Genomic DNA, 23,962 nt, shown 5'->3' on the forward strand with positions numbered 1-23,962 from the left:
GTTCTGCCTGCCCGTCGAACGGCCGGAGGGGGCCGGTTCCAGGTACGGCGGGCTCTGCGGCCGACCGCCCCGAGGTCCGGCCCCTGTCACGGGGCGGCCGCTGAGGCCAGGACCCGGCGGTTCTCCCGCGGCAAGCGCGCAAGGCGACCCGCGCGAAGGCGCGGACGAATTCCTCGTCCGGGACTCCGTCGGACCTGTCGGTCGCCACGCCACGCCACGGTCCGAGACCGGCCCGCCGTCCCCCAGCGCCGCAGGTCCTGCGGCAGCAACTCGCCTGGAGCAAGGCCGCTACGGCCCGGGAGGCGGTCGGCAGCCCGGGCACCCACGGTGGGATTCTCCGCTGTTTCTCGCTCCTCCCGCCGGGAAGCCGGGGAAGGAAACCCGGCGGTGATCGCCAGGCCGGGACGGCACGAGCAGCTGCTCGCGGAGGGAGCGTGCGCCGCGCCAGGCGTAGACGGACGCGGCGCAGTCCCGCACCGATCCGACCGAGCCAAGGGAAGAGGCGAACCATGTCCGACGAAGCCATGGGCGATGAGGTCTACCAGCCGGACGCACAGGACGAGCAGGACGCGTCCCAGGGACCCGACCTGGAGAACGCCCTCGACGAGCGGGATCTGGACGAGACCCTCGACGAGGGCTACTCCCCACCGGAGAAGCCCTACGGCGTGAACGAGGGCGTCACTGCCGGGGAGCAGCGTGCGGGCCAGAGCCTGGACGAGCGCCTGGCGGAGGAACAGCCCGACGTCGGGCCGGGGGACCCGGCCGAGGAGTCGGTGGGCGGTGAGGTCGGCGAAGAGCGGGCCGGCCGGATGGTCGGCGCGGACGAGGGCTTCCCCCGCCGCAACGATGACGTGGTCGCACGGGACGTCGGCATCGACGGCGGCGCTGCCTCGGCGGAGGAAGCGGCCGTGCATGTGGTCGAGGACGAGGAACGCCACGGAGAGTGAGCGTCGCACCGGGGACGGCGGGCCGACGGAGGTGGGCGAAACCGGTCGTTTTGCCGGGCAAAGGAAAGGGAAAATAGTCGAAGGCGGCCTCCGCGAAGCGGAAGTTTCACCCGCCCGGATGGCGTGAGGTTCGGCCGAGTGGCTCGCGCGAGGGAGGCGGCTCGCACAGCTTGGCAATCCAGGGGGCGGTCCGCGGTCAGCGGGCCGGGAGGAGAGCGATATGCACAGAAGCCGACGGAACGTGCCCCACACGCTCACACCTACGGGCACGGTCGTTGTGCGCCCTCTCGTCCTGGACTGCGGTGAGGCGGCCCAGGTGCGGGAACAATTGCTGATCCTGCTGAACCGGGGCGCCCCCGGGCTGCTGGTCGACCTGAGCGCCTGCGCCGCGCTGTGCCCCTGCTGTGGGGCCCCCGCGCTGGTGCGCGCCTACCGGCGTGCGCGAGCCCTGGGATCGGGCTTCGAAGTCATCGCACCCAGCAGCGCCGTGGCCCGCCTCCCGCTGGACCTCGCCCGCAGGACCAGCGAAGAGCCCTTCCCCGCAGTCTCCGAGCCGGAGGCGGCATGATCTTCCGCGCGCTCTACCGGCGCCTGCACGCCTGGCTCATCCACGCAGGCCACGCCCTCCCGGCAAGCGCCCGCCGTCTGCACGGTTAGCCGGCAGCCGGCCGATCCGGGCCGCGGGGCACCGGTTCGGCGGCTGGGCCCCACGCGGTGGTCGGTCGCGGTCAGGACCGTCCTCGTCCGGTCAACGCGTCGCGTGCACGGTCGACCAGGCCCAGCCCCGCGGCCAGCAGCTTGTTGGCCGGTGGCATGACCGGCGCACCGGGATGCGGCCGGGTGGGCGCCGTCTTCTTCGCCTTGCGGACCTTCTCGCCCAGCTCCCTGAGCGCCTCCGGTGAGTAGGCCTGGCGCAGGAGGACGAATACGCGCTGTTCCTCGTCCCGGATGTGCGCGCGTACCTCGTCGATGAGATCGTCCACGAGCAGGTCGAAGGCGGCATCCTCCACGGTCCGCCCTGCGAGGTCCTTCAGCAGGCTCTCCATGCGGATGTGGTCGGCGAGTTCCTTGTCGGCGAGGACGTCACCGTGCGCGATTCCCTCGCGCACGGCGGGGTAGAGGTACTCCTCCTCGGCGACCGCGTGGCGCACCAGGTCGATGGTCACCTCGTCGAGCAGATGCTTGCGCGCCTTGTCGCCGGGCGGCAGCGCCTGGATGCGTTCCAGCAGTGCCAGCGCCTCGCGGTGGTCACCGGCGAGCTCGGCGATGACGTCACGGCTGTATTCCATGGACCTTCCCTTTGCTTGAGCGTGCCCCCGCCTCACGGTTTCGCGCACCGGAGCTTTGCGCCTCCCGGAGGCTGCCCGGGGCCCCGGGGAGGGGCGCCGAACCCGGCCCCGGGCACCTGCCGCGTGAAGAGCGCACGGCCATGCCTGCGAGGGACGGATGCCACCGCGCGCCGGCTCCGCCGTCACTGCACCGGTACCCGGCCCAATTTTCTCTAATCGGACATTTCGAGCATGCTTGTGCGTAGGCGGGCTGGTGTAGGGAGGCTCGCTGAGGGGACGCCGGGGGCCGCGTACGCACCTCGCGGGAACCGGTCGCGGGCCAGGAGAGGCACCATGACGGTAAAGGTCATCGAAGGGACGGGCATCACCGCATGCCCCGCCGGCTTCTACGCGCTGTACGAAGGGGCCGGTTACAACGAGGCCGATCCCGAATGCCGGCGCGTGCTGATCGCCGACGAGCCGGTGCCGGACCTCAGGACATACGACTTCGACGCCACGGCCGACTCCCTGGTGAATCTGAGCCCCTACACGGTTGAGCTGTACGAGGGAGCCGGCCGTGCCGGGGAACACCTGACCTTCGGGCCCACCATCTCCCCGAGGGACCTCGGTGGCTTCGGCGCCGAAGCGGGCCGGAGCTGGAGCCACCGCGCTTCTTCCACGGATGCGTTCAAGGCGGAACTCACTCGCCGGCAGCCGGGCGCGCACCATCAGGAGCAGGGGAGCAAGCAGGCAGCGGAGCGCAACGGCGAGGCACCCGCGAAAGACGGGAACGAGACGGAGAGCGGCTCTGCCTGAACCGTTCACGAGGAGGCATCGATGGCCGCAAGCGGTACGGAGGCCGACGGGCAGCACTATGACGCCACCCCCTTCCTGCCCAAGCGCGGCCGTCTCCCCGCTCACCGGCGGGCTGCCGCGGACTGCCGGGGGTGCCCGCTGTTCGCGGAGGCCACCCAGACGGTCTTCGGCGCGGGCAGTGCCTCCGCGCGCATCGCGCTCGTCGGGGAACAGCCGGGTGACCAGGAAGACCGTCAGGGGGAGCCATTCGTCGGACCGGCAGGACGCCTACTGCGAAAGGCACTGGGGGAGGCCGGACTGGACGAGGAACAGGCGTATTTCACCAACGCGGTCAAGCACTTCAAGTTCACCACGGCGGAGCGCGGCAAACGCCGGATCCACAAACCGCCGAGCCTGCGGGAGATGACCGCCTGCCGTCCCTGGCTGACCGCCGAGCTGCATCTGGTGGCGCCGGACGTCGTCGTGGCGCTCGGTGCGACCGCGGCAAAGGCCCTGCTCGGGCCGTCGTTCCGAGTGTCGAAGGACCGGGGCACGCCGATCCCGCTGCCGGAGGGACTCGCGGACGGCTCACGAGGGACGAAGGGCGGACAGGAGACGAACGAGGCAGCGACCGGCCTCGTCGTGGCCACACTCCATCCGTCGGCTGTCCTACGTTCCAAAGAACGCGAGGCGGCCTACGCCGGGCTGGTCTCCGACCTCCGCGTCGCCGCAGGCACGTTGGTCTGATGTGTGAGCCGGTCGTGCGCTGGTGTAGCTGGTGGTCCCGGCGGCGCACCAAGGAGATCGCCGCTGCACCAGATCTACCGGGGAGCGCCCGCTCGGGCGAGGCGAAGCAGGCAAGCAAGAGGTCCGTACCCCAAGGCCCGCCCCTGCGCGTTCAACTGGCGGCGGCGCAGGCACTCGTAGCGCCTGTCCAGGCGGCGGCGCTGGTCGGCATCGCCGGCGCCCTCCTCCGCTACCGCCGCTACCCCAACTGCGACAGCCGCATATTGGTTTGCCGCCGGCCGGCCCGGCCGGGTAGGAAAGCTTGCATGCTAAGGGGCAGCAAGGTCGGGCTCAGGGCCCGGCACGAGGACGACATCCCGATCCTTCAGGCCGAGCTCTACGACGATGTGGTCAATTACTCTCGGACCGAAGTCCGGCCGTGGCGGCCGATCACGCCCGGCTCGAAGGAATCGCAGCTCGTGGTGGACGACACGGAGCAACGGCATGTCCCTTTCTCCGTGGTGGAGTTGGACGGCGGCACGCTGGTCGGCACCGCCACGCTGTGGGGCATCGACCATCACAACCGGTCCGCGCACATCGGGTTGGGGCTGCTGCCGGCCTCGCGCGGCAAGGGCTACGGCACCGACGTGGTCGCGGCGCTGTGCCACTACGGTTTCGTCGTGCGCGGCCTGCACCGGCTGCAGATCGAGACCCTGTCGGACAACGCCGCGATGCTGCGCTCCGCCGAGCGCAACGGCTTTGTCCGCGAGGGCGTGCTGCGCTCCTCGGCCTGGGTGATGGGCGAATTCCTGGACGACGTTCTGCTCGGGCTCCTCGTCCAGGACTGGAAGCCGGACTCGAAGAGCTACGCCGCCCCCGGCCGTTAAGGGCGGGCCGGGGAGCAGACATGGACGGCCGACGGCCAGGACGGCGACGTTTCCCGCGTGCGCCGTGGGCCCTGTTCGTGCAACGACGAAGCGATACGCCACGGCCGAGGCCGCCTCTTACGACGAGGAGGTCCTTGCCGGGCGGCTGGCGTCGCCACGGAGGACTGCGGCATCCCTCTTCGGAACATGCTCACACTCGGAATCCCGGTGATCGGTGTTCCCGACGTGGCCCGCGCTGCCGAATTCTGGCCGGCAGCGCCGGCCCTGACTCTCTCTGACGAGTGGAAGAGCGAGAACTGGCAGACGTTTTCCCGAAGTGACGGTTCGGGCCCTGCCCTCGGCCTCATGCGCAGTCGGTTCCCCGGCCGAGCCCCGCCCGCGTATTCACCTCGACCTGTTCGTGGACACGGCTGCCGAACAGAAAGCGGAGGGCGGACGACTCCTCGGGCTCGGTGCGACGCGGCCGGACAGGAGCCTCTACCCGGAGGATCCGGACTTCGTTGTCCTGGCGGATCCTGACGACAGCATCTTCTGCATCGTCGATCTGAGCCACGCGCCGAGTAGTTGACGGGGACGAGGTCGCCCGACCGGGCCGGGGCAGGAGCACGCCGAAGGCTGGACCGAGCCATCGCCCCTCCGGCCTGAGTGAAGTGGCCGTGCACTCGGGAGGCGAACGATGGTCACGCCGCCAGGGTCTCCGGCACCGTTCGGATGACCGGCCCGCTCGTCTCCAGCCCGACGACGCAGCCCCTTGCCGGAGCCCCGAGTACGGCCCCGGGCGCCGAGATGGTCAGAAGGTGAGCAGGGCCTTGACGGCGCGGCGTTCGTCCATGGCCCTGTATGCCTCGGCGGCCTGATCGGGGGGAGGGTGTGGTCGAAGACCTTGCCGGGGCTGATCTTCCGCTGGCAGATCAGGTCGATCAGGTCCGGCAGGTAGTTGCGTACCGGAGCCGGGCCACCGACCACGTGGACCTGGGAGAAGAAGAGCTCCTCGCCGCTGAGGGCGACGTCGTGGTTGACACCGTCGAAGCCCATGTGCCCGCCCGGCCGCGTGGAGCGAAGGGCCTGCTGCATCGATTCCTGGGTGCCGACAGCCTCCACGACGGAGTGGGCGCCCAGGCCGCCGATCAGTTCGTTGATCTTGGCCACGCCGTCGTCGCCGGTCGATCTTGCTGAGAGGCCCCGACCTGCCTCCCTGCTGTTCGAGGGTCGATTACCTCGCCGTCCAACACGAGGAAATCTATGTTGGCGGGAGTAGACATTGAGTGGTGGCGTGGTTATGGTTTCTCTCGTAGCCCAGAGAGACAGCAGGGCCCGGCAGACACGAACTGCCGGGCAGCAGTACACGCAGTTGCAGTTCGCAGGACGGTGCGGTGGTGGAGTTTCGAAGCCAGGGTTGTTGCAGGACGGCGACGGGACTGACGACCGGACCGGGCGGCCGCAGGATCAGGGGCCGCCGTGAGCGGGACGGCACTTAACGCAGGTGCAGTACCCGTAGGTGCAGTGCGCAGTACCAGCAGTGCAGTTTCAGCGGTTCCTCGGTAAAGGCGTCGGCTGCGGGCGCGCGTGCCGGGAAGTTCGGCAGTGGGGTTCCAAGCCAGAGCACGCGCAGGACGGGCGACGGGGCCGGCTGTCGAAGAGTGGCGCTGTCGCAGGCCACTGAGCAGTTCGCATCACCAGCAGTACGCAGTGGAGCAGTACCAGCAGTACCAGCAGTACGCAGTTGATCGCCGAGGGAAGAACGGAGGAGCGTCGCGCCATCAGGATCGCCCGGACGGTTTCGTTGAGTCCGGGTACCGCAGGACATCGATAGTGAGGTGGTCTCCGGTCAGGCAACCGCGATCCCCGCATTGCCCGCCCTCTCCCGGGTGGGCGTGCGGTCACAGAAGGCCGGTAGAGCACCAGAGCCGGCAGATGGTGTAGCAGTTCCTTCGGGCCCTGGTGCCATACGGCACCAGGGCCCCCGGTACGACCGGGAGGTGACACGTAGTCAGAGAGGCCCCGGGGGCGCCATCGCGGAAACCTGCGAACTCAGTTCCCGCGTCAGCTGTCGCCCCTGGCTTGAGGTATTGCCCATTGCTATGGAGCATGCGGCGCCATGAACATCCTGGGAGAGGAGCAGCCATGCCGACCTCGGCAGCAGTGCAGGACAACATCTCGGTAAGCCACTCGGAGGTGGACGCCCCCTCTGAGGCTGCGCAGCCTCCTGTTCCCCTGGTGGAGGATGCGCAACGCGTGGCCCCCCTGGACGCGCGCCGCCTGTCGAAGCTGTTCTTCGAGCGGCTGTCGGTCCTGGAAGAAGGCACGGCGGAGTACCAGTACGCGCGCAACACGCTCATCGAGATGAACCTGTCGCTGGTGCGCTACGTTGCGCGCCGCTTCCGCAGCCGCGGGCAGGACATGGAAGACATCGTGCAGGTCGGCACGATCGGTCTGATCAAGGCCATCGACCGCTTCGACGTATCGCTGGAGAACGAGTTCACCACCTTTGCGGTCCCTTACATCACCGGGGAGATCAAGCGGTTCTTCCGGGACACGACCTGGTCGGTACACGTCCCGCGCCGGCTCCAGGAGCTGCGCGTGGATCTTGCCCGCGCCCGCGAGGAGCTGGAGGGGCGGGGGATTCCCGAGCCGTCGGTCGCCGACTTCGCGACCCACCTGGGGCTGGGGGAGGAGGAGGTCATCCAGGGGCTGGTGGCCTGCAACGGCTATGACGCCGACTCCATCGACCGGCCGATCGAAGCAGGCGGCGGGGGCAAGCAGCAGAGCGGGCTCGTCGCCGACCTGATCGGCAACGAGGACCCGGCCTTCGCCCTCGCCGAAGACCTTCACGCCCTCAAGCCGCTCCTGGCCCAGCTCGATGAGCGGCAGCGCACCCTTATCCAACTCCGCTTCGGCGCGGAGATGACACAGACCGAGATCGGCAAGGAGATGGGCATCTCCCAGATGCACGTCTCCCGCCTTCTCGCCCGCGCTCTGGCCACCCTGCGCGAAGGACTCCTCACCGAAGCATGAGCAGCACAAGCGGACTGCACTCACTGGGGAAGGCGGAACCACATGGCCTCGGGCGGGCCGCAGCACCGGCGCCCGAAACCGACTCGCCGCGTCGCGGTTCGACACATGCCGGCGTGGAGCGGGTGGTGCGCCACAGCCTGGGCATCCCCTAGAGCTGCGGCATGTGCTGAGAGCGCCGTGAGGAGAGCCATGCCCGCCGCTGACGCCGCCCGTCAGTTCCCGCCCACGGAGCTCCATGCTGGGTGAACCTGATGGCGCGACTGATCACGGTCTGACGGCAACACAGGACTTCTGCGCTGTGGTCTGGGCTGGAGTTGGTCCCGGCAGCCCGGGTGAAGAGTTCTCCGTGGCCCTGTCAGGCGGGCATCCAGTTGCTTGCCGGGATCAGCGCGTTGGCACGAAGTCTGCGGGCCGCAGTTGCAAGGACGCCGTGCTGGGCCGTCGACGACGCTGACGAGACCGCCTCCAAGGCACGTCAGTGCGGCGCCACCCTGGCCGTTGGGCCGTTGAAGTTCGGGAAGGACAGCGCCTCGGCCTTCCCTGAGCTGCTCACCCGTGACGCGTTCGACGCAGCCGTCTTCTCCGGCGAGATCCTGGGCTGGGCCGCCAGGAGCCGGGGCCGCGACGTCACCTACGAAGACGACCGAGTCGTCGTCCGCGACGGACCGCGCATGGTAGCCACCTTGCGGGGCGGAGCTGATGAGGCCGCCCCGGAGGCGTGTGCATCATCCGCGACCCGGAGGACGGTGCTCAGTTCACCCTCACCGAGGCTGTTTCCTCGAGGAATCACCGGGCACCTGCCCAGTGATCGGCCGTGCAGCGGCAAGCCAGACCCGGCGCAGGCGCTGGGAGTAGAACGGAGAGCCACATGTTGAGGGCAATCGCAGATGTTCTTCGGTCCATCGGCGGGGCCATCGCCACCGTCGTCACGCTGCCGTTCCGGGCCGTGGCCCGGCTGTTCGGCGGCGCCTCGAGCTCGGCTCACGGACACCACTGACAGACCGTCGCGCGTCACGCGCAGACGCCACCAAACCGCCCGGCTGGACCCCCGACCAGCCGGGCTTGCGCTTGTTCGGCCTCAGGAGGGCCGCGGCGCACCCGGAGCGGGCCGGTGCCGCCTGGGCTCCTACGCCGCCGCACTCGGCGCTGTATGGCCTAGCAGGCAGCGGCGTCTTCTACCGTCGCTCGGATCTGCAGGATGGTGTCGACTCCTGTGAGCTTCAGGAGTCGCTGAAGCTGTTGCTGCGGTGCGACCACGCGTAGGGCGGTCGCTTGGTGGGTGAGGAGCAGCAGGTTCAGAAGTGTTGAATCGGCAAAGGTGATGTTCGAGGCATCCAGGACGACTTTGGGGTGCTTGCTGGCCGCGGTGTCCAGGGCATCTGCCAGGGGCGTGATCGACTCCATGTCGTAGGAGCCGCGTGCGACGACCACCCCTGCGCCATGCCATTCGTACTGCATCACCGTAGGCGGTTCCAGGGCTGATGCAACGACCTGCTCAGCTGCCTGTGCGTTGCTCTCGCCGGCGCCACCCACGCGGCTTGGCGTGACGATCTCGTCCGAGGACATGGGCCCCTCCTGTGACTCTTCGCGCGGAAGCACGTCAGCGATTACGCGAAAAGTATGTCATGTGTTTCGTGACGAACAAGGGCGCCGTATAAAATGTGCGCATGGTAGGAGTGCCTGGGTCTCACACCGGATGGACGTTCATCACCAACCACGCGCGCGTACTGGCGGTCATTGCCGATAACCCGAACGTGCGGGTCCGCGACATCGCTGCGCACTGCCGGTTGACGGAGCGTGCCGTCCAGCGGATCATTTCCGATCTTGAGCAGGACGGCTACCTCTCCCACACCCGCGATGGGCGCGCGAACACCTACCGCGTCGAGCCGGACAAGGTGCTGCGTCACCCGGCGGAGGCCGGCCTCTCCGTGGCCGCCCTGCTGTCCCTGCTCGTGCAGGATGAGACAGACCGCAACACGAAGCCGGAAGCTCAGCCGTCCCGCTTGGTGGATACCAACGGCACGAGGCAGAGGTGACCGGGACGCCGATCATCGCGTCCCCTGCACCCCGCCTCTGACCCGCCCTGCTGGCGGCGTGGGCTACGGCGGTGCCGTTCGATCCGTGGTCAATGTCTCTGCCAACGCGGTTGGCGACACCGCCACGTGATCGATGACGCCCTCCGGGGACTCTGTAGCGCGGCCATTTGCGCTGTGAACGCCCGGGCAGCCGGGTTAGGAGGACACTGACCGTATGGCCCTACCCAAAATGCACCATTGCTCGGCCTGCTCGGACAGTTCCGCGCCGGACACAGCCGTTCACGAAGACCTCGTCGTCGGGGCACCGTTGTCCATGGAGGATCTCACCGACGCGCAGCGCCTCGACCGGTTCGCCCGCAAGTACGCCCACGACGGATGCGAGGTCAGAGAAGTCCGGCGGGTCCCGCACGACGGCTCGAGCGGCTACGCCTGGTCTGTCCGCTTCATCGAGATGTCCTGACAAGTTGATCGCCCGGCAGCTCCGGGAAGGTACACGCGAGGAGGAGCCCGACCCGATGGACATCGGGCTTCGCCTGGCGGAAGACGACGCCGCAACCGTCGTGGTACAGGCGCCGGCCGGGCGATTGCTGCAGCTGTGGTGATCGCCGCAGGCCGGGCCAGAAGGCGCCCACGCACACCAGCGCCCTCCGGCGTCGGCGTCAGCAGGTGGCGCGGTAGCGGGTGTCCGGCGGTATTAGCCCGGAATGACGCTGGCATGCAGGGTCCCTGATGCCGCGTTGGTTGCCGACGACCCGACCGGCGAACGGGCCTCGCGTCGCCGACGCGGTTGGGGGCCGGCTGGAGGCAGGTGCTCAGCACCACTCTGCCCGGTATCTCCAAGCGCCCTCTACTATCGGCGGCAGGGCTGCGGTCCTGGAGCCATAACGGCGAGTGCTGAATGCGAGCCGAAACCACGGTCTGGGGGGCCCGGTGGAGCGGTATGAGATCGAGACGTTCCTGACCCTGGCCGAAGAGCTCCACTTCACGCGCACCGCAGAACGTCTGCTCGTCTCGCCGGGGCGGGTCAGTCAAACGATCAAGAAGCTGGAACGTCGCATCGGCGGCGCGTTGTTCGAGCGCAACAGCCGCCACGTGACCCTCACCCCGGTCGGTCGGCAGCTTTACGCCGAGCTGCTCCCCGCATATCAGCAGGTCCAGCAGGCCGTGGCCAACGCGTCAGCAGCCTGTTGAGGCCTCAGCGGTGTGCTGCGGGTCGGATTCTCCGCACCATGGTGCGGAGACCTCATCGTGCGGGTGGCTGAGGGGTTCCACGCCCGCCATCCCCGAGGCACCGTCGAGATCCAGGAGGTGACGTTCACTGCCGCCTTCACGGCGTTGCGGGGCGACGACCTCGACCTGCTGGTCATCGAACTTCCCGTTGACGGGTCCGACGTCGCTGTGGGGCCCTTACTTTTCTCCGAACGCCGCGTGGACCTTGCCGTGATCGAACCCCTCCGGCTAATCGGCGCAACTTCACGCAATGCTGCCGGAAGGGAAGCTCCCCTTGAGCGCTCTGCGATGGCTCGCCCAACACCTGCCCTGCTAAACGAACTTCGGTAGATGCGGACGCAGTCGCACCCAGACATCGTTCGCAGGAATCCCCGCCTCATGGACATGCCAACCACTCCAAGGCGGAGCGGTCACAAGCTTCGTCGGGCAGGCCCTAATCGCCGGTCGTGCCGTCGAGCATCTCGCGCAGGATGTCCAGGTGGCCGTTGTGGCGGGCCGTCTCCTCGGTGAGGTGAAGGAGAATCCAGCGGAGGTCGACGTGGAGGCCGTTGCGGACGGCTCGCTCGGCCTGGTCGTCCAGGCCCTTCCCGGCGACCAGTTCGCGGTAGCGGGCGCTCTGCTCGGCGTATTCGTCGAGCAACTGCGTGAGCGGGAAGTCGACGGCGATACGCATCTCGCGGTCGGGGTCCTCCTCGGTCCAGGGTCCCCGGTCCTCCTCGCCGAGGAACACCACCTGGAACCAGTAGTACTCGACCCAGCGCAGGTGGTTGATCACTCCGCTCATGGTCATCAGGGGTGAGCCCGGCAGGAGCGCCTTGTGAGCATTCTCCGCAGAGACGCCATCGCACTTGGCGCGGGCGGTGTCACGTGTGTAGTCGAGAAACGTGGTGAGCTGGGTGCGCTCGTCCCACGCGGGCGGCGTGTCGTCGATTCTGGTCATCGCGCGAAGCGTCCCCGATCACCGCTACCGATGTCGAGGCATTTATCGACGGCGACGGGCCGAACCTGCTCCACCCAGCTCCTTGTCCGGCGGGTCGCGGACAGCGATACAGCGCCCGTGGCCCGCCAGCCGCCCGGCATGATCCGCCGGGCAGGCGCGAGTCGTCGAAGTGTTCTGGACCGGCACGGAAGCGCAACGGCTTGTGTAGCCACATGAGTTGGCATTTCTTGGGCCTTACTCTGGGACAGCCCGAGCCCTATGTGGAGGATTGCCGCCATGGCCGACCGCTATGCCTCGCCCGACCGCGCCACCGACGCCGATCCGAGCCCCCACGATCTTCCGCCCGTTGCCCGGTTACTTGCAGAACACTGGGCGCTTCATGCAGTTGAAGTCACACCGCTCGAAGGCGGGATGAACTCCTTGACGTGGGGCGTCCGTTCGGGGAGCGCTCGTTGGGTGGTGAAGTCGGTGCCGCCGGAGGCCAAGGACGGGTTTGTCTTCGGCCTCGACCTGGCGCATCGACTGGAGCGGGCGGGGATACCGGCCGGAGCGCCCGTGGCGACGGAGAGCGGGTTGTCGGTCGTGCCCTTCGGCGGCCACGTGATGGCTCTGCTGCGCTGGGTGGAAGGCCGCGGGCTGACCGGCGAGTCGCACACCGAGTTGGGCGTGATGGGCGCCACTTTGGCTCGCGCCCATCGCGCGCTCGGCATGCAGAACGGCAAGGGCACACCCGCCGGTTTGTATCTCCCGTCGGAGCACCTGGATGTACGCCCCTGGCTCAGTCCGGTAATCACCAAGGTCATGGCCCGACTGGAGGAACTCGACCTGCGGAAGCTGACCTGGGGGCCGGTGCACGGGGACCCGGCCCCAGATGTCTTCCGCCTCGATCCGGTCAATGGTGTCTGCGGGATGATCGACTGGAGCGGGGCCGGTGTGTGGCCGCGGGCGTACGATCTGGCGGCGCTGGTGATGTATCGAGGAGCGGACTCCATGCGACCGCTGATCGATGCCTATGTGGCGGGAGGCGCGCTGACCCGAGACGAGGTCGAGCGAGCACTGCGCCCCATGCTGGATTACCGCTGGGCCGGCCAAGCCGCCTACTTCGCCAGCAGGATCGCCCGCGAGGACCTTACGGGCATCGATGGTCCTGGCGTGAATGAGGCAGGACTGGAAGCCGCACGCCGGTGGTTTGCCGACCGGGACGACAGCTACTGATCTCGGCGTTCGGGGTGGTGGACTGCGATCCTGCGGTCTGCGTGAGCAGGGCCTTGTGCGCGGCAGCAGTGGTGTTGTTGCTCTCGTAGCTCGTGCCTTGTCAGCTCGCGGGCAGTGGGGGCGGGGCGGTCGCAGGCTGTAGCTTGCTCGCTCCGGGTTCTCGCTCGCATCGCCCAGCTGACCTAGCGCAGCCCGACTGCGGAGAGCTGGGCCCCTCCAGCTGCGAGACCTACGTCGACTCCGGTCTGGGAGACCGAGCCACACAAGCCGTTTCGCCTTTACAACTGTCGGGCGTAGGCAGGCTCCTACAGCTGCCACGACAGGCACGCGCGTGTCGTCGCACACCTGGCGGTCCGCCGCAACGCCCCATAGCTGCGCTTCCGACGCAGCGCTTGTATGAGATGTAGTCGGCCGCACGCCCGGTCAGGGCGCGATACGGGGGAGTCGAGGCTCGCGCCTCCGTGCGGAGTAGGGGTGCCCGATTCACTCAGAGGGCTTCTGCAGCACAGGAGTTGCATGATCGGGAAGTGCGCGCTGTCGCTTCAGCAGTCTTCCAGGGGGCTGCAGTTGCAGGACACACTCGCCTCGCCTCCTCGGGATGCATTTGGCATGGGAAGATCAGACTTTTGACCCCTTGCAAGGAGACATGAGAGTGAGCTACCACCAGCCACCGCCGCCGTCCGGACACCCCGCCTCTGGCGGCCCGCAGCAGCCCGGTCCGCAATCCGGGCCGCAGCCCGCGTGGGGCGCTGCGCCGCCATCGCCGCCGGGGAGCGGGCCGGGCGGACCCAGCGGCTGGGGCGGCCCACCGGTGGCCCCGCCCGCACAGCGGAAGGGCAAGGGAGCGCTGATCGCCGTCATCTCCGCGGTTACGGTGCTCGCGCTGGCGCTCGTGGCCGGGGGCGTGTTGTGGTTTCAGAACCAGGACGAGGGGATGGTGCCGTACACCATCAGCCTTCCGAACAAGATCCTCGCCGGTGACTACTACAAGAAGAAGGACATCAGCAACGTCTGCCCCCACTCTGACTGTCTGACGTCGGTGGACCAGATCAAGAAGTTGGGCATCCAGAAGGGGTTCCCTTGGGCGGCCTCCTACGCGCCCCCAGTTGGCGACCCGGGTGAGCGACCGGCGATCACCGTCATCGGCATCCAGGGGAAGATCGCCAAGCCCGCCGACTCGGTCGACGCGGTCCTGACGCGCATGCACGAGGACGACCAAAAGCAGGCGAAGGCCATCGGGGCCAAGATCGAGGTCATCGAAGGGACCAAGCAAACCGCTTGGAACGGCGACACGTTCGACGGAACCACCATGATGTGCGAATCCATCATGATGGTGCCCAAGCGCGGCCTCGACAACAACGTGACGGTGACCCGCTGCGTGTGGGGCGACACCAGCGCGGTGGGGATCGTGCAGCAGCAAGGAATGGGCATCAAGTCCGACGTGATGGACAAGAACGAGCTGACCGACGGCACGCTCATCATTCGTAACGAGGTACGGCAACCGCACCCCGCCTGACCTGTGCGCGGTATCGATCGCCCGGCGTGATGGCCGACGGCCCGTGTGCTGACCGAAGAGAGTCGGCCTGGTACCGGAGTGAGGAGCTTCTCAGCGCCGGTCGCTGCCTGACACAACCGCGCCTTGCTCGTAGTGAAGCGAGGCGCGGTTTTTTCGTGGTCAGTTCATGCGGGCGAGGGGGTTGAGGAGAGGGTTTTTCCTCAACAGGGCGAGTCCGCAGCCGATTGCGAAGAGGAAGGTGGCCTCGCCTGCGCCGAGGTAGGAGGTGGGTTCGTGGATGGGCCATGCCCAGGGCTGGGCTGAGCCTCCTGGTCTGCGGCCGGCTGCTGCGCAGGCGAGGGGGAGCGCTGCGATGCAGATGGCGGCGATGCCGGGGCCCAGGATGGTCCGCACGATGAGGGCGGTCCCGAGGAAGCCGATGCAGTTGCGGGCGAGGGACAGTGCTTCGGGGCGGTCCCACAGGAGTTGGATGCCGGTCGCCAGGAGGAGAGTGAGCAGGGCGAAGGCGCAGGGTGATGGTGTCGCCCCGGTCGATGCCGTGCAGGAGCAGGACGATGGGCAGGACGCCGAGGATCTGGGTGACCAGGAGCTGTCCTGACGGGCCGACGACTGCAAACCTGGACCGACGCACGCGCCAAGCTCCTGGGACTGACTGAGCGCGGCTGGGCAGCCACCCGCGCCGCAGACCGGGCAGCGGACCGGCCGATGTCGTGAGGCAACGGCAGCACACGGCCCTGGGGTACCCGGGAGCTTCGACGCCAAAGGCCCGTGGACGTACGGCGGTGTCCCCTTATCGCCGGGGGTCCGCGCGATTGGGGCCGAGGGGAGCCTTGGGCTCAGGTGCCGCCGGGGCTGTGGATCTGCATGCCAGGGCGGCGGCGGTGGACTGTCAGGTAGGACAGGCCGTCCTTTCCGGCGGTGATGCTTCGGCTGGAGCCGCGGGGGAGCCAGATCAGGCTGCCTTCGGAGAGCGGTTGGGGGTCCTGTGCGGTGCCCAGGGTGCCGGATCCGTTGACGACGAGGAGGAGTACGTCCAGGTTCGGTTCGACGTGGGTGTCGATGTGCCTGTCCGGTGGTACGTGTACGAGATTGGCGTCGAGCTGGCGCCCCGACTCCGTGAGCCGCCACATGGCGCCGGCCGGCGCGTTCTCCTCGGCGGCGAGCGCATCGACGTCGCAGAGCAGCTTCGGAACCGTGGGGCTGGGGGAGCCCGTGTCTGCGTTCGCCATGAGGTGTCACCGTCCGATAGGTAGCCGCCGTGCAGGAGCCAGTGGTCCACGAGCTCCTCGAAACAGAACCTAACGCTTCGATGCGGGTTACCCGGAAAGCCCCGTATCCGGGTGGGGGCGACGGAGACGGGGTGTGGGTGCGCGTTGCTTGCCTCCTCCGGGCGCGCCGGCCAGATGCGCCATCTCCCCGGCGCAGGGAGCCTGGGTACATGACCGCTCGTATCGTCCTTCACCCGCCCGCAGGCGGCGGTGGCCGGCGCGTCGACCTTGATGGCACCGTCCTTGGCGTCGCCCGTAGCGACATGGACGTGGTGGAGTTCCTGCGCCGCGCCGGCCTTCCCGATGCCGAGCCGCTCCTCGACGACCCCGAGTGGGTGGAATGGCGCAGCGGACAGCCACACGAGTACGGCGGGCCCAGCCTCAGCAGCGCCTGATCGGGTACCGCAGATTCAACTGCCCCTACGAACCCGGGTGTGTACCTTCCCCCTCTCGGGTCGGCCGTCGCCCGCATTCAACAGGGACTTCGGCAGCTAGAGGCTGTCGTTCGGGTCGAGCCGCGGAGGCGGGGCTTGAACATCTGTGAGGTTCCCGGATGGCCGGCCGGACGAATGAATGGTTCGCGGCCCGGGGTGTTCTCGGGATGCAGGCCCTGCCCGCGCGGATTCCGCCTCGGGGAGGGAGCCGCTCGTCGCCCGGACGCGTGAGGCCCTGCGCTTTCCGGGCCCCAGGTAGGTGGCGGCGATGGAGGCGCAGGCGACTGCGGAGATGCCGAGCCACTGGGACCGCTGGAGGTGCTGGCCGAGGACGAGCAGGCCGAAGAGGGCGCCCGCGGCCGGCTCCAGGCTCGTCAGTACGCCGAAGACGCGTGGCGGAATCCGGCGCAAGGCTTCCAGGTTGAGCGAGTACGGGAGCACGCTGGACACCACTGCCACGACGGCCGCGACCCATAGGACGTGCGGGTCGAGCAGGCCGGTGCCGGCGTGTGCGATGCCGTAGGGGGCACTGAGCAGCGCCGCCCAGGTGATGGCCACGGCCAGGCCCTGGCCGCCGCTGAGGCGGGTGGCCATGCGGGCGGAGACCAGGATGTATCCGGCCCAGCAGCAAGCGGCCGTTGCGGCCAGGGCAAGGCCGACCGCGGGCAGGGAGGTACTGCCTCCGCCGCTGAGCAGGAGCACCCCTCCTGCTGCCAGGCACGCGGGGAGCAGGTCGAGCGCACGGCGGGAGCCGGCCATGGCGATGGCGAAGGGGCCGAGGAATTCGATCGTGGCGACGATCCCGAGCGGGATGTGGTTGACGGCTTCGAAGAAGGCGATGTGGTGTCCGGCGAGCAGGGCCCCGGCGGCGAGCACCGTCTTCCAGGCTCCCTTGGCCGACTTCAGTGCTCGGCGCCGGGGGCGCCACAGCACGCAGAGGATCACGCCGGCTATCAGGAGCCGCAGGAACACCACGCCCGCGGCTCCTGCCTGGGGATAGGCGCTCGGGGCGAGGGCTGCGCCGAACTGGATCCCGCTCACTCCGGCCAGTACGAGGCAGGGCGCGGGCACCTTGCCCACGACGGCGGAGAATCCTTGGGCCGCGCTGTTTTGCTGCATTTCTCCGTCCGCGGTTCTGGGCCTGTGCATGGGAGTGCCCGGGCCGGGGTTCTTGCAGGCGGCCGACGACGTCGACTGCCTGCACGGGAATGTTCAACCGGAAGCGAACATTAGCAATGTAAGGTAGGGATCGAACATTCAGCAAGAGCGCGAGGGCTGCGGAGGAGTCGGAGACATGTCGAAACAGGCTGAAGTCGCAGGGCACAGACCGGCTCCCGTGCACACCCACCCCGACGACGTGCCCGTGCTCACCGCTCTGTCCGCCCTCGCGGACCCTGTGCGCATCCAGCTGGTCCGCACCTTGGCGGGCCACCCCGACTGGACGCTCAGCTGCAGCAACTTCGACGTATCCGTCGGCAGAGCGGCCAAGAGCCACCACTTCTCCGTGCTGCGCGACGCCGGCCTCGTCGAACAGCGCGACCAGGGCACCAAACGGCTCAACCGGCTGCGCCGCGAAGAGTTCGACGCCCGCTTTCCCGGCCTCCTCGAACTGGCCCTCCGTGCCGAATAGGCAGGTTCGTTCGAATCGCGAGCGTCGTCGGCCGCCAAGCCGCGGAAATCGCCTCGCCGGCGATGCGGACCGTTCGGGGGAATTTTGACCAAGGCCCGTGCTGGAGCCGGTTTCTGGGTTGCTAACGGTTCCAGAACCAGCTTTCCTCCATCCGGAAGGTGGAGCCGCTGGTGTGGCGGACGCGGAAGACGGACATCCGGAGGTCCGAACGGCCCCATGGGTCGCTCGGTCCGAGTGCCAGCCGACCCAGGGCCCGCCAGTCGATCTCGTCGGACTCCTCGTCGAGGTCGATCTCTTCCTCGGCGAGGGTCTCAAGGCTGATGCCGAGGGCGCGCATCACGGCATGAGGGTCGCCGGTGACTTCCAACGGATCCACGCCGGGCCAACCTTCGGTGTGCAGCATTAAGTCGCCGGGAAGCTGGACGATGTCTTCGGTGTGGTCTTCTCCGAGGTCGACGTTGGCCGATCCGACGATCCTGGCATCGGGGTAGCGCTTGCGGAGCGTGGTGGATGCCCCGAGCAGCGGCAGGTCGCCGATGTTGTCGGCAAGGGCCGGGTCGGTTATGGAGATGACGTTGCCCCAGCATCCGACCTTGATGATGTCCAGGTCCGCCCGTGTCTCCGGAGCCTGATGGTCGGCCGCGGAGACGGGGGGCAGCTCTTCGAGGATCTCGTCGACGGTGTCGAAGTTTTCGGCGAACTGGCGGGCCTCTTCCGGGTCGTGGGGAGAGAAGTTCACGGTGCCCGCGGGGAAGGGGGGAAGGACGAGGGCGAGGGTGTAGTCATCGCCGTATCCCCCAACTTCTCGGTCGGGTGGGCAGGTCCAGAAGTTGGCTTCGGTCATGAGGGGCACCGTAGCGACGGGCACTGACAGCCCGAGCTGACGGCGTGCTGACGGGCGAGAACCAAGGTCCATACGAATCTGCCCAGCGACCGCGTTCGACGGCTGTGGCGCCGCTACGGTCGCAGTGCTGCCCGGTCATGGGAGCGCAGGGCGGCGGCGCACCGACCAGGACGGGGTGCGCGGTAGCCCATCACGATGCGCCCCCTCCTGGCGAGGCCAGCTGCGCCAACCGTCGGGTCCGGGTCCTGGCCGCCGATGAGTCGGTGCGAGACCTCGCGGCGTACGGCTTCGACACCTCGTGCAGGCGTACGGCTTCGACCACCTCGTGCAGTCGCTCGCCACCCGCAGCCCGCAGAGCCTGACCGAACTCAAACCGCCGTTAGGGAGCGCTGGAGCTGCCAGGCCGCCAGTCGATGCCACGCCGGTCGCCGCCGGTGCTGGTGCCGGAGGGGCGGTTTGCCATCGATGCGGCCACTCCCATCGATCGCTGCGTTGCCATCCCTGTCGGTCGGACTCGGCCGCAGGGGACCGCTTGGAGCACGTCGGAATCCGTAGACGTCTGGAGGGAGAGCCCAACGACAGGACGGGGGCCGCGTACGTCCCGGAAGCCGACGGATCCATCGTGCTCATCGGAGACCGTGCAGGTGGGAGGGCCAACGGTTGCTGGCCCGAACCCTCTGCTGCCCGCGGCTGCCGGTCGGGTGGAAAAGCCTGGACCCCTCGACCGGTTGGTGGGCGACTGCCTGCCTGGAGAGCGATGTTCGCGCCTCTCGCGGCGGCGCGCTACGCACCGGCTCGCATGGCCGTGGGGGAGTGCTGGGTTAACTGATGTGGTGCGACCTGCGCCCGGCCGGGAGCGCGGTAGAGGTGCGGATGAACCAGGTGTGCAGCCGACGGCCCAGAGCTCGAATGATCATGCCGCGGTCACCTCCTTTGTGGTGTCACCGGGGAGTCTGCACCACGAAGGTGCGTACCGGGAAGAGCTCTCGGCTTTCCGAGGCGCGGGGCCGGAGCTGCCGGATGAGGCTTTCGCCGGAGATATGGGCCTCCGCACGGATGTCGCAGGCAACCGCGACGGCCTTGCGCCCGGCCTCCTCGACCAGCAGGAAAGTTCCCGTGCCTCGTCCTCCTCCTCCGCCAGGTGGGTGAAGACCACATCGGCGCCCTCGCGCGCGTACGCCGGCGCAACCGCCCGTCCGATACCGGAATCACCGCCGGTCAGCAGCGCCTTGCGGCCGGTCAGCAGCCCGGGGCCGCGGTAGCTCTCCTCGCAGTGATCGGGCGGCGGATCCATCGGCCCGGTCCACCCCGGGGGCGGCTGGTCCTGCTGCGGGAATTCCGGCTGCGGGTGCTTGGTGGCGGGGTCCTGCGGACCGTGGTTCGCTGCCACGGGAACCTCCTGTTCGCGTCGGCTCGCAGGGGCATCTGGTGCCCGGTGCCCTGAGGCCGCCAAATGAATCACCGGCGTGCGGGCCCTCCGCGGTCGACGCGAGGAGAGCCCCGAAGCCACTCCGGACAGAGCACACGGCGGCCAGGAGGGCTACGCCCTACCGGGGGAGTCACGGGGCTTTCGCGCTTCGCCGGGGATCATGCGGGCACCCGTCACACCATGTCCCAATCTTCCGCGGCCACCGGCCGAGACGAGTCGTACTGGATGGCGACGACAAACAGCACGTCCTACGCCCCGCTCACCGAGGACACCGAAGTCGACGTGACGGTCATCGGCGGCGGGGTGGCGGGGCTGAGCTGCGCGTGGGAGCTGACCCGGGCGGGCCGCCGCGTCGCGCTCCTGGAAGCGGACCGGATCGCCGCCGGCGTCACCGGATACACCACCGCCAAGCTCTCCTCGCTGCACACCCTCGTCTACGAGCAGCTGCGCCGGACCCGGGGAGCCGACGGAGCCCGTGCCTATGCCCGGTCCCAGCAGGGCGCCGTCGAACGGGTCGCCGAGATCGCGGAACTGCTGGGCATCGAGTGCGAGCTGGAACGCTTCCCCGCGTACACCTTCGCCCGCGACCCTTCAGGGACGGACGCGCTGCGGGCGGAGGCCGCAGCCGCCGGGGAAGCGGGCCTGACCGCCTCGTTCGTCACCGAGACCGGGCTGCCCTTTCCGGTGGCCGGTGCCGTGCGGGTCGAGGACCAGGCGCAGTTCCACCCGCGGAAGTATCTGCTCGCGCTGGCGGAGGACATCCGGGCGCGCGGCGGCGCCATCCATGAGCGCACCCGCGCCACCGGACTGAGCGAGGGCACCCCTTGCCGGGTCGAGACCGAGTCGGGAGCGGTCGTCACCTCGCAGGATGTCATCGTGGCCACGCACTATCCGGTCTTCGACCGCGCCCTGCTCTTCACCCGGCTCTCGCCACGCCGCGAACTCGTCGTGGCCGCGCCGATCGCGGCCGACCGCGACCCGGGCGGCATGTACATCACCGAGGAGGAGGGCAAGCGGTCGGTGCGCACCGCCCCGTACGGCGACGGGCAGCGGCTGCTGATCGTCACGGGGGAGACCTTCAAGCCGGGGACGGGCGACGCACGCGAGGGTTACGCCCGTCTGACCTCCTGGACGCGGCGGCACTTCCCCGGCACCGAAGTGGCCTATCGCTGGGCGGCGCAGGACAACGATGCCACCGACACGGTCCCGTTGATCGGTCACTTCCACCCCGGTGCCCGGCACACCTACGTCGCCACCGGATTCGGCGGCTGGGGCATGAGCGGGGGAGTCCTGGCCGGGCAGTTGCTGACCGGACTGATCACCGGGAACGAACCGCCATGGGCGGGGCTGTACGACCCCCGCAGGCTGTGGAGCGCCGTCCGCGAGGCACCCGCGTTCCTCAAGCACCAGGCCGACGTCGCCCAGCACTTCGTCGGTGACCGGATGCGTTCCTCGTACGCCGACTCGGTCGCGGAGATCGCGCCGGGAAGCGGTGCGGTGGTACGGGTGCGTGGCCGCCGGTGCGCCGTCTACCGCGATGAGGCGGGCACGACACACGCCGTGTCGGCACGCTGCACGCACCTCGGGTGCCTGGTCGCCTTCAATTCCGCGGAGCGGGCCTGGGAGTGCCCCTGTCACGGCTCCCGCTTCGCGCCCGACGGCTCGGTGCTCCAAGGTCCGGCCAACACTCCTCTGGAAGCAAGGGACATCTGACATCGAAAGTGCGGAGCGCGCGCGAAGAAGCTATCCAGGGTCTGTGTTCTTCATACGTCCCCCCGGCGTCTACGCACCCCAGTGGGACACCGACGCGCTGGTGGCGGCACTGGCGCGGGAAGCGCTGCCGGCGGATGCCGCGGTGCTCGACGTGGGCACCGGGAGCGGCGCGCTGGCCGTGGCTGCCGCGCGGGCCGGGGCAGCCCGGATCGCGGCCGTGGACGTATCGGCGGTGGCGGTGCTCACCACCAGGCTGAACGCCTGGTTCGCGGGGTACGGCCGCCGGATCCGCGTCCACCGGGGCGAACTGCTGCGGCCCGTGGCCGGGCGGCGATTCGACCTGATCATGGCGAACCCGCCCTATGTCCCCTCGCCCGCTCCCGAGCCACCGAGGGGCGGCCGGGCGCGTGCCTGGGAGGCCGGGCCGGACGGCAGGGCAGTGCTGGACCAGCTGTGCGCACAGGCGCCTTCGATGCTGCGGCCCGGCGGTGTGCTGCTGCTGGTCCAGTCCACCCTCTGCGGCACCGGGCCGACGGTGGAGCGGCTGGAGCACGCGGGGCTCGACGTGACCGTCACCGACCGGCGCATGGTCCCCTTCGGGCCGGTGCTGCGCAGCCGAGCCGCCTGGTTGGCGGCTCATGGGCTGATATCGCCGGGTCAGGACAAGGAAGAGCTGGTGGTCATCCGTGCGCGGCGACCGGAGTGACTCCCACGGCCCGGAGGCCGGCGGGCAGGTCCCGAGCCGGTCGTCGGGCCGGGACGTCCGGCGCATCACGCAGGAGCCGGACGGGCCGATGCTGATCGAGGGGCCCGTCGAGGTGAAGCTGGCGGACGGGACCGTGGTGCGTTCCGACCGCCCGACCGTGGCCCTGTGCGTATGCCGCCGCAGCAGGATCTATCCCTGGTGCGACACCAGCCACCGCCGCCGGACGAAGGCCACCGGCGAGGCCATGGACGAGGAGGCGGGGCGGGGCGACGAGGCCGCGGGGAGTGGCGGGTGAGGAGCTGACCGGGGGATCGTTGCGCTTGCGGAGACCTTCGGGACCTTCCCCTCGCGTCACCCGTTCGGCGTAAGCCTCCGAGTGTTCGCCGGCGTCCGGGAACCGCTCACGCGGCAGGGCCGCCGGGTGCCTCCTGCCCCGGCGGACGTAGCGCCGCCCTGCCGCCCGCCCCGAGCAGCCCGGTGGCCGTGACGTCGGAGCGCCCGGTGAGACGTGCGAACACGTGCCGGGAACGGCGCGTGACGATCCCCGGCAGGCCGGCCCGCAGCGCCTGCGCGCCCCGCAGCCAGGGCTGGGCGTAGACGGCGGGCGCGCGTCGCTCGATGCCGTGGACCAGGCGGGCGGCCACAGGGTCCACGCGATACGTCTTCGAGGCGGGCCATGGCAGCCCGGCGCGCAGCACCCGCATGGCCGCGTGACCCTCGGCGGCTCTGATCATCTCTGTGTCGGCCCAGCTCAGATAGGCGACGCCCACCCCCACACCGCGATGTGCCAACTCCGCGCGCAAGGAGTGCGCGAACGCCTCGGCCCCCGACTTGGAGGCGCAGTACGCCGACATCATCGGTGCGGCGGCGATGCCCGCGAGGGAGGAGACCTGCAGGTAGTAGCCGCGCGTACGCAACAGGCCGGGGAGGAAGGCACGAGCGGTGACCGCGCTGCCGACAAGGTTGACCTCCACGATCCGGCGCCACGTCGCGGGGTCGGTGTCCAGGAACGGCCCGCCCGCCGCCACCCCCGCGTTGGCAACCACCACGGACGGCGGCCCGAGGCGTTCGGTCACCTCGGCGGCGGTCCGGGCCATCGCGGACTCATCGGTGACGTCGACCGGCCAATACGTGCTTCCGCCGGGCAGCGAGGCCGCCACTCGGGCGAGTTCGCGCTCCTCCAGTCCGAGGAGGGCCACCGTGGCGCCCCGTCGTACGAGGGCTCGCGAAATGGCCTCACCCAGCCCGCGTGCGGCGCCGGTGACCACCGCGGTGCGCCCCAGCAGGGGCAGCTCTTCGACCATGGTCACGTCTCCGTGTTTCTGCCTGCCGCTCTCCTTCCGCGTGGAGGAAGTGAGCGGAC

The 23,962-nt window shown here is 69.2% G+C and carries 26 protein-coding genes and 3 pseudogenes; 19 read left to right on the top strand and 10 right to left on the bottom strand.

Annotation, left to right across the window (positions count from 1 at the left end; all coding sequences use genetic code 11):
* Positions 1 to 509: 509 nt before the first annotated feature.
* Entirely contained in the window at positions 510 to 947 is a 438-nt protein-coding gene (locus tag ACGFZW_RS23560) for a DUF5709 domain-containing protein (RefSeq protein ID WP_393895161.1), read from the top strand.
* Positions 948 to 1,167: 220 nt separating this feature from the next.
* Entirely contained in the window at positions 1,168 to 1,515 is a 348-nt protein-coding gene (locus tag ACGFZW_RS23565; protein ID WP_393895162.1) for an STAS domain-containing protein, read from the top strand.
* A 160-nt stretch (positions 1,516 to 1,675) separates the two neighbouring features.
* On the opposite strand, the gene ACGFZW_RS23570 is transcribed toward ACGFZW_RS23565, so the two are convergent.
* A complete protein-coding gene (locus tag ACGFZW_RS23570) occupies positions 1,676 to 2,236 on the bottom strand; it encodes a hemerythrin domain-containing protein (protein ID WP_393895163.1) in 561 nt (186 codons plus the stop codon).
* Positions 2,237 to 2,569: 333 nt separating this feature from the next.
* Between ACGFZW_RS23570 and ACGFZW_RS23575 the strand changes: the two genes are divergently transcribed.
* From ACGFZW_RS23575 to ACGFZW_RS23590, 4 genes and pseudogenes are all read left to right on the top strand, one after another.
* Positions 2,570 to 3,031, top strand: a complete 462-nt coding sequence (locus ACGFZW_RS23575) for a peptidase inhibitor family I36 protein (protein ID WP_393895164.1) — start codon at positions 2,570 to 2,572, stop codon at positions 3,029 to 3,031.
* A 21-nt stretch (positions 3,032 to 3,052) separates the two neighbouring features.
* Positions 3,053 to 3,757, top strand: coding sequence for a UdgX family uracil-DNA binding protein (locus tag ACGFZW_RS23580; RefSeq protein ID WP_393895165.1), 705 nt, complete (start codon positions 3,053 to 3,055; stop codon positions 3,755 to 3,757).
* A 305-nt stretch (positions 3,758 to 4,062) separates the two neighbouring features.
* A complete protein-coding gene (locus ACGFZW_RS23585; protein WP_393895166.1) occupies positions 4,063 to 4,623 on the top strand; it encodes a GNAT family N-acetyltransferase in 561 nt (186 codons plus the stop codon).
* Positions 4,624 to 4,809: 186 nt separating this feature from the next.
* Positions 4,810 to 5,191: pseudogene (locus ACGFZW_RS23590) on the top strand (VOC family protein).
* 222 nt (positions 5,192 to 5,413) lie between these two features.
* On the opposite strand, the pseudogene ACGFZW_RS23595 reads toward ACGFZW_RS23590, so the two are convergent.
* Positions 5,414 to 5,784: pseudogene (locus ACGFZW_RS23595) on the bottom strand (zinc-binding dehydrogenase); the annotation flags it as partial.
* Between the two features lie 963 nt (positions 5,785 to 6,747).
* On the opposite strand from ACGFZW_RS23595, the gene ACGFZW_RS23600 reads away from it, so the two are divergent.
* Together ACGFZW_RS23600 and ACGFZW_RS23605 are read left to right on the top strand one after the other, a co-directional pair.
* Positions 6,748 to 7,638: an RNA polymerase sigma factor SigF gene (locus ACGFZW_RS23600; RefSeq protein ID WP_393895167.1), complete on the top strand. Its 891-nt coding sequence runs from the start codon at positions 6,748 to 6,750 to the stop codon at positions 7,636 to 7,638.
* An 868-nt stretch (positions 7,639 to 8,506) separates the two neighbouring features.
* A complete protein-coding gene (locus ACGFZW_RS23605; protein WP_326615786.1) occupies positions 8,507 to 8,635 on the top strand; it encodes an LPFR motif small protein in 129 nt (42 codons plus the stop codon).
* Positions 8,636 to 8,793: 158 nt separating this feature from the next.
* On the opposite strand, the gene ACGFZW_RS23610 is transcribed toward ACGFZW_RS23605, so the two are convergent.
* Positions 8,794 to 9,204: an STAS domain-containing protein gene (locus ACGFZW_RS23610; RefSeq protein ID WP_393895168.1), complete on the bottom strand. Its 411-nt coding sequence runs from the start codon at positions 9,202 to 9,204 to the stop codon at positions 8,794 to 8,796.
* Positions 9,205 to 9,305: 101 nt separating this feature from the next.
* Between ACGFZW_RS23610 and ACGFZW_RS23615 the strand changes: the two genes are divergently transcribed.
* The 4 genes from ACGFZW_RS23615 to ACGFZW_RS23630 all read left to right on the top strand — a co-directional run bounded on the left by ACGFZW_RS23615 (position 9,306) and on the right by ACGFZW_RS23630 (position 11,234).
* Positions 9,306 to 9,674 carry a helix-turn-helix transcriptional regulator gene (locus tag ACGFZW_RS23615; RefSeq protein ID WP_393895169.1) on the top strand — a complete coding sequence of 123 codons (369 nt, stop codon included), beginning with the start codon at positions 9,306 to 9,308 and terminating at the stop codon, positions 9,672 to 9,674.
* 214 nt (positions 9,675 to 9,888) lie between these two features.
* Entirely contained in the window at positions 9,889 to 10,134 is a 246-nt protein-coding gene (locus ACGFZW_RS23620) for a hypothetical protein (RefSeq protein ID WP_393895170.1), read from the top strand.
* 470 nt (positions 10,135 to 10,604) lie between these two features.
* A complete protein-coding gene (locus ACGFZW_RS23625) occupies positions 10,605 to 10,865 on the top strand; it encodes a LysR family transcriptional regulator (protein ID WP_393895171.1) in 261 nt (86 codons plus the stop codon).
* A 12-nt stretch (positions 10,866 to 10,877) separates the two neighbouring features.
* A complete protein-coding gene (locus ACGFZW_RS23630) occupies positions 10,878 to 11,234 on the top strand; it encodes a LysR substrate-binding domain-containing protein (RefSeq protein WP_393895172.1) in 357 nt (118 codons plus the stop codon).
* Positions 11,235 to 11,337: 103 nt separating this feature from the next.
* On the opposite strand, the gene ACGFZW_RS23635 is transcribed toward ACGFZW_RS23630, so the two are convergent.
* Positions 11,338 to 11,844, bottom strand: a complete 507-nt coding sequence (locus ACGFZW_RS23635) for a DinB family protein (protein WP_393895173.1) — start codon at positions 11,842 to 11,844, stop codon at positions 11,338 to 11,340.
* Positions 11,845 to 12,120: 276 nt separating this feature from the next.
* Between ACGFZW_RS23635 and ACGFZW_RS23640 the strand changes: the two genes are divergently transcribed.
* Entirely contained in the window at positions 12,121 to 13,059 is a 939-nt protein-coding gene (locus ACGFZW_RS23640) for a phosphotransferase enzyme family protein (protein WP_393895174.1), read from the top strand.
* Positions 13,060 to 13,870: 811 nt separating this feature from the next.
* Positions 13,871 to 14,575 carry a hypothetical protein gene (locus tag ACGFZW_RS23645; protein WP_393895175.1) on the top strand — a complete coding sequence of 235 codons (705 nt, stop codon included), beginning with the start codon at positions 13,871 to 13,873 and terminating at the stop codon, positions 14,573 to 14,575.
* Between the two features lie 159 nt (positions 14,576 to 14,734).
* Here ACGFZW_RS23645 and ACGFZW_RS23650 read toward each other — a convergent pair whose 3' ends face one another.
* Together ACGFZW_RS23650 and ACGFZW_RS23655 are read right to left on the bottom strand one after the other, a co-directional pair.
* A complete protein-coding gene (locus tag ACGFZW_RS23650; protein WP_393895176.1) occupies positions 14,735 to 14,968 on the bottom strand; it encodes a hypothetical protein in 234 nt (77 codons plus the stop codon).
* A 443-nt stretch (positions 14,969 to 15,411) separates the two neighbouring features.
* On the bottom strand, positions 15,412 to 15,804 hold the full coding sequence (locus tag ACGFZW_RS23655; protein WP_393895177.1) for a cupin domain-containing protein: 393 nt from the start codon (positions 15,802 to 15,804) through the stop codon (positions 15,412 to 15,414).
* A 209-nt stretch (positions 15,805 to 16,013) separates the two neighbouring features.
* On the opposite strand from ACGFZW_RS23655, the gene ACGFZW_RS23660 reads away from it, so the two are divergent.
* A complete protein-coding gene (locus tag ACGFZW_RS23660; RefSeq protein ID WP_393895178.1) occupies positions 16,014 to 16,238 on the top strand; it encodes a hypothetical protein in 225 nt (74 codons plus the stop codon).
* 96 nt (positions 16,239 to 16,334) lie between these two features.
* On the opposite strand, the gene ACGFZW_RS23665 is transcribed toward ACGFZW_RS23660, so the two are convergent.
* Complete coding sequence (locus ACGFZW_RS23665) at positions 16,335 to 17,396, bottom strand: DMT family transporter (RefSeq protein WP_393895179.1); 1,062 nt, start codon at positions 17,394 to 17,396, stop codon at positions 16,335 to 16,337.
* 175 nt (positions 17,397 to 17,571) lie between these two features.
* Between ACGFZW_RS23665 and ACGFZW_RS23670 the strand changes: the two genes are divergently transcribed.
* Entirely contained in the window at positions 17,572 to 17,907 is a 336-nt protein-coding gene (locus tag ACGFZW_RS23670; RefSeq protein WP_393895180.1) for an ArsR/SmtB family transcription factor, read from the top strand.
* Positions 17,908 to 18,028: 121 nt separating this feature from the next.
* Here ACGFZW_RS23670 and ACGFZW_RS23675 read toward each other — a convergent pair whose 3' ends face one another.
* Positions 18,029 to 18,751 (bottom strand): DUF6333 family protein, encoded by a 723-nt coding sequence (locus ACGFZW_RS23675; protein ID WP_393895181.1) that lies wholly within the window; start codon positions 18,749 to 18,751, stop codon positions 18,029 to 18,031.
* Positions 18,752 to 19,797: 1,046 nt separating this feature from the next.
* A pseudogene (locus ACGFZW_RS23680) lies at positions 19,798 to 20,141 on the bottom strand (SDR family NAD(P)-dependent oxidoreductase); the annotation flags it as partial.
* A 219-nt stretch (positions 20,142 to 20,360) separates the two neighbouring features.
* Between ACGFZW_RS23680 and ACGFZW_RS23685 the strand changes: the two are divergent.
* The 3 genes from ACGFZW_RS23685 to ACGFZW_RS23695 all read left to right on the top strand — a co-directional run bounded on the left by ACGFZW_RS23685 (position 20,361) and on the right by ACGFZW_RS23695 (position 22,894).
* Positions 20,361 to 21,893, top strand: a complete 1,533-nt coding sequence (locus ACGFZW_RS23685) for an FAD-dependent oxidoreductase (protein ID WP_393895182.1) — start codon at positions 20,361 to 20,363, stop codon at positions 21,891 to 21,893.
* 43 nt (positions 21,894 to 21,936) lie between these two features.
* Complete coding sequence (locus ACGFZW_RS23690; RefSeq protein WP_393895183.1) at positions 21,937 to 22,599, top strand: HemK2/MTQ2 family protein methyltransferase; 663 nt, start codon at positions 21,937 to 21,939, stop codon at positions 22,597 to 22,599.
* A gap of 64 nt (positions 22,600 to 22,663) precedes the next feature.
* Positions 22,664 to 22,894 (top strand): CDGSH iron-sulfur domain-containing protein, encoded by a 231-nt coding sequence (locus tag ACGFZW_RS23695; protein WP_393895287.1) that lies wholly within the window; start codon positions 22,664 to 22,666, stop codon positions 22,892 to 22,894.
* A 106-nt stretch (positions 22,895 to 23,000) separates the two neighbouring features.
* On the opposite strand, the gene ACGFZW_RS23700 is transcribed toward ACGFZW_RS23695, so the two are convergent.
* Positions 23,001 to 23,903: an SDR family oxidoreductase gene (locus ACGFZW_RS23700; protein ID WP_393895288.1), complete on the bottom strand. Its 903-nt coding sequence runs from the start codon at positions 23,901 to 23,903 to the stop codon at positions 23,001 to 23,003.
* Positions 23,904 to 23,962: the final 59 nt, after the last annotated feature.

Source organism: Streptomyces sp. NPDC048248, assembly GCF_043201875.1.
Classification (GTDB): Bacteria; Actinomycetota; Actinomycetes; order Streptomycetales; family Streptomycetaceae; genus Streptomyces.

Coding starts and splice junctions, on each gene's coding strand:
- ACGFZW_RS23615 (WP_393895169.1), top strand. CDS start 9,306: ATGGTAGGAGTGCCTGGGTCTCACACCGGATGGACGTTCATCACCAAC.
- ACGFZW_RS23660 (WP_393895178.1), top strand. CDS start 16,014: ATGACCGCTCGTATCGTCCTTCACCCGCCCGCAGGCGGCGGTGGCCGG.
- ACGFZW_RS23620 (WP_393895170.1), top strand. CDS start 9,889: ATGGCCCTACCCAAAATGCACCATTGCTCGGCCTGCTCGGACAGTTCC.
- ACGFZW_RS23575 (WP_393895164.1), top strand. CDS start 2,570: ATGACGGTAAAGGTCATCGAAGGGACGGGCATCACCGCATGCCCCGCC.
- ACGFZW_RS23700 (WP_393895288.1), bottom strand. CDS start 23,903: ATGGTCGAAGAGCTGCCCCTGCTGGGGCGCACCGCGGTGGTCACCGGC.
- ACGFZW_RS23655 (WP_393895177.1), bottom strand. CDS start 15,804: ATGGCGAACGCAGACACGGGCTCCCCCAGCCCCACGGTTCCGAAGCTG.
- ACGFZW_RS23670 (WP_393895180.1), top strand. CDS start 17,572: ATGTCGAAACAGGCTGAAGTCGCAGGGCACAGACCGGCTCCCGTGCAC.
- ACGFZW_RS23580 (WP_393895165.1), top strand. CDS start 3,053: ATGGCCGCAAGCGGTACGGAGGCCGACGGGCAGCACTATGACGCCACC.
- ACGFZW_RS23565 (WP_393895162.1), top strand. CDS start 1,168: ATGCACAGAAGCCGACGGAACGTGCCCCACACGCTCACACCTACGGGC.
- ACGFZW_RS23605 (WP_326615786.1), top strand. CDS start 8,507: ATGTTGAGGGCAATCGCAGATGTTCTTCGGTCCATCGGCGGGGCCATC.
- ACGFZW_RS23600 (WP_393895167.1), top strand. CDS start 6,748: ATGCCGACCTCGGCAGCAGTGCAGGACAACATCTCGGTAAGCCACTCG.
- ACGFZW_RS23560 (WP_393895161.1), top strand. CDS start 510: ATGTCCGACGAAGCCATGGGCGATGAGGTCTACCAGCCGGACGCACAG.
- ACGFZW_RS23635 (WP_393895173.1), bottom strand. CDS start 11,844: ATGACCAGAATCGACGACACGCCGCCCGCGTGGGACGAGCGCACCCAG.
- ACGFZW_RS23585 (WP_393895166.1), top strand. CDS start 4,063: ATGCTAAGGGGCAGCAAGGTCGGGCTCAGGGCCCGGCACGAGGACGAC.
- ACGFZW_RS23640 (WP_393895174.1), top strand. CDS start 12,121: ATGGCCGACCGCTATGCCTCGCCCGACCGCGCCACCGACGCCGATCCG.
- ACGFZW_RS23685 (WP_393895182.1), top strand. CDS start 20,361: ATGTCCCAATCTTCCGCGGCCACCGGCCGAGACGAGTCGTACTGGATG.
- ACGFZW_RS23610 (WP_393895168.1), bottom strand. CDS start 9,204: ATGTCCTCGGACGAGATCGTCACGCCAAGCCGCGTGGGTGGCGCCGGC.
- ACGFZW_RS23675 (WP_393895181.1), bottom strand. CDS start 18,751: ATGACCGAAGCCAACTTCTGGACCTGCCCACCCGACCGAGAAGTTGGG.
- ACGFZW_RS23570 (WP_393895163.1), bottom strand. CDS start 2,236: ATGGAATACAGCCGTGACGTCATCGCCGAGCTCGCCGGTGACCACCGC.
- ACGFZW_RS23665 (WP_393895179.1), bottom strand. CDS start 17,396: ATGCAGCAAAACAGCGCGGCCCAAGGATTCTCCGCCGTCGTGGGCAAG.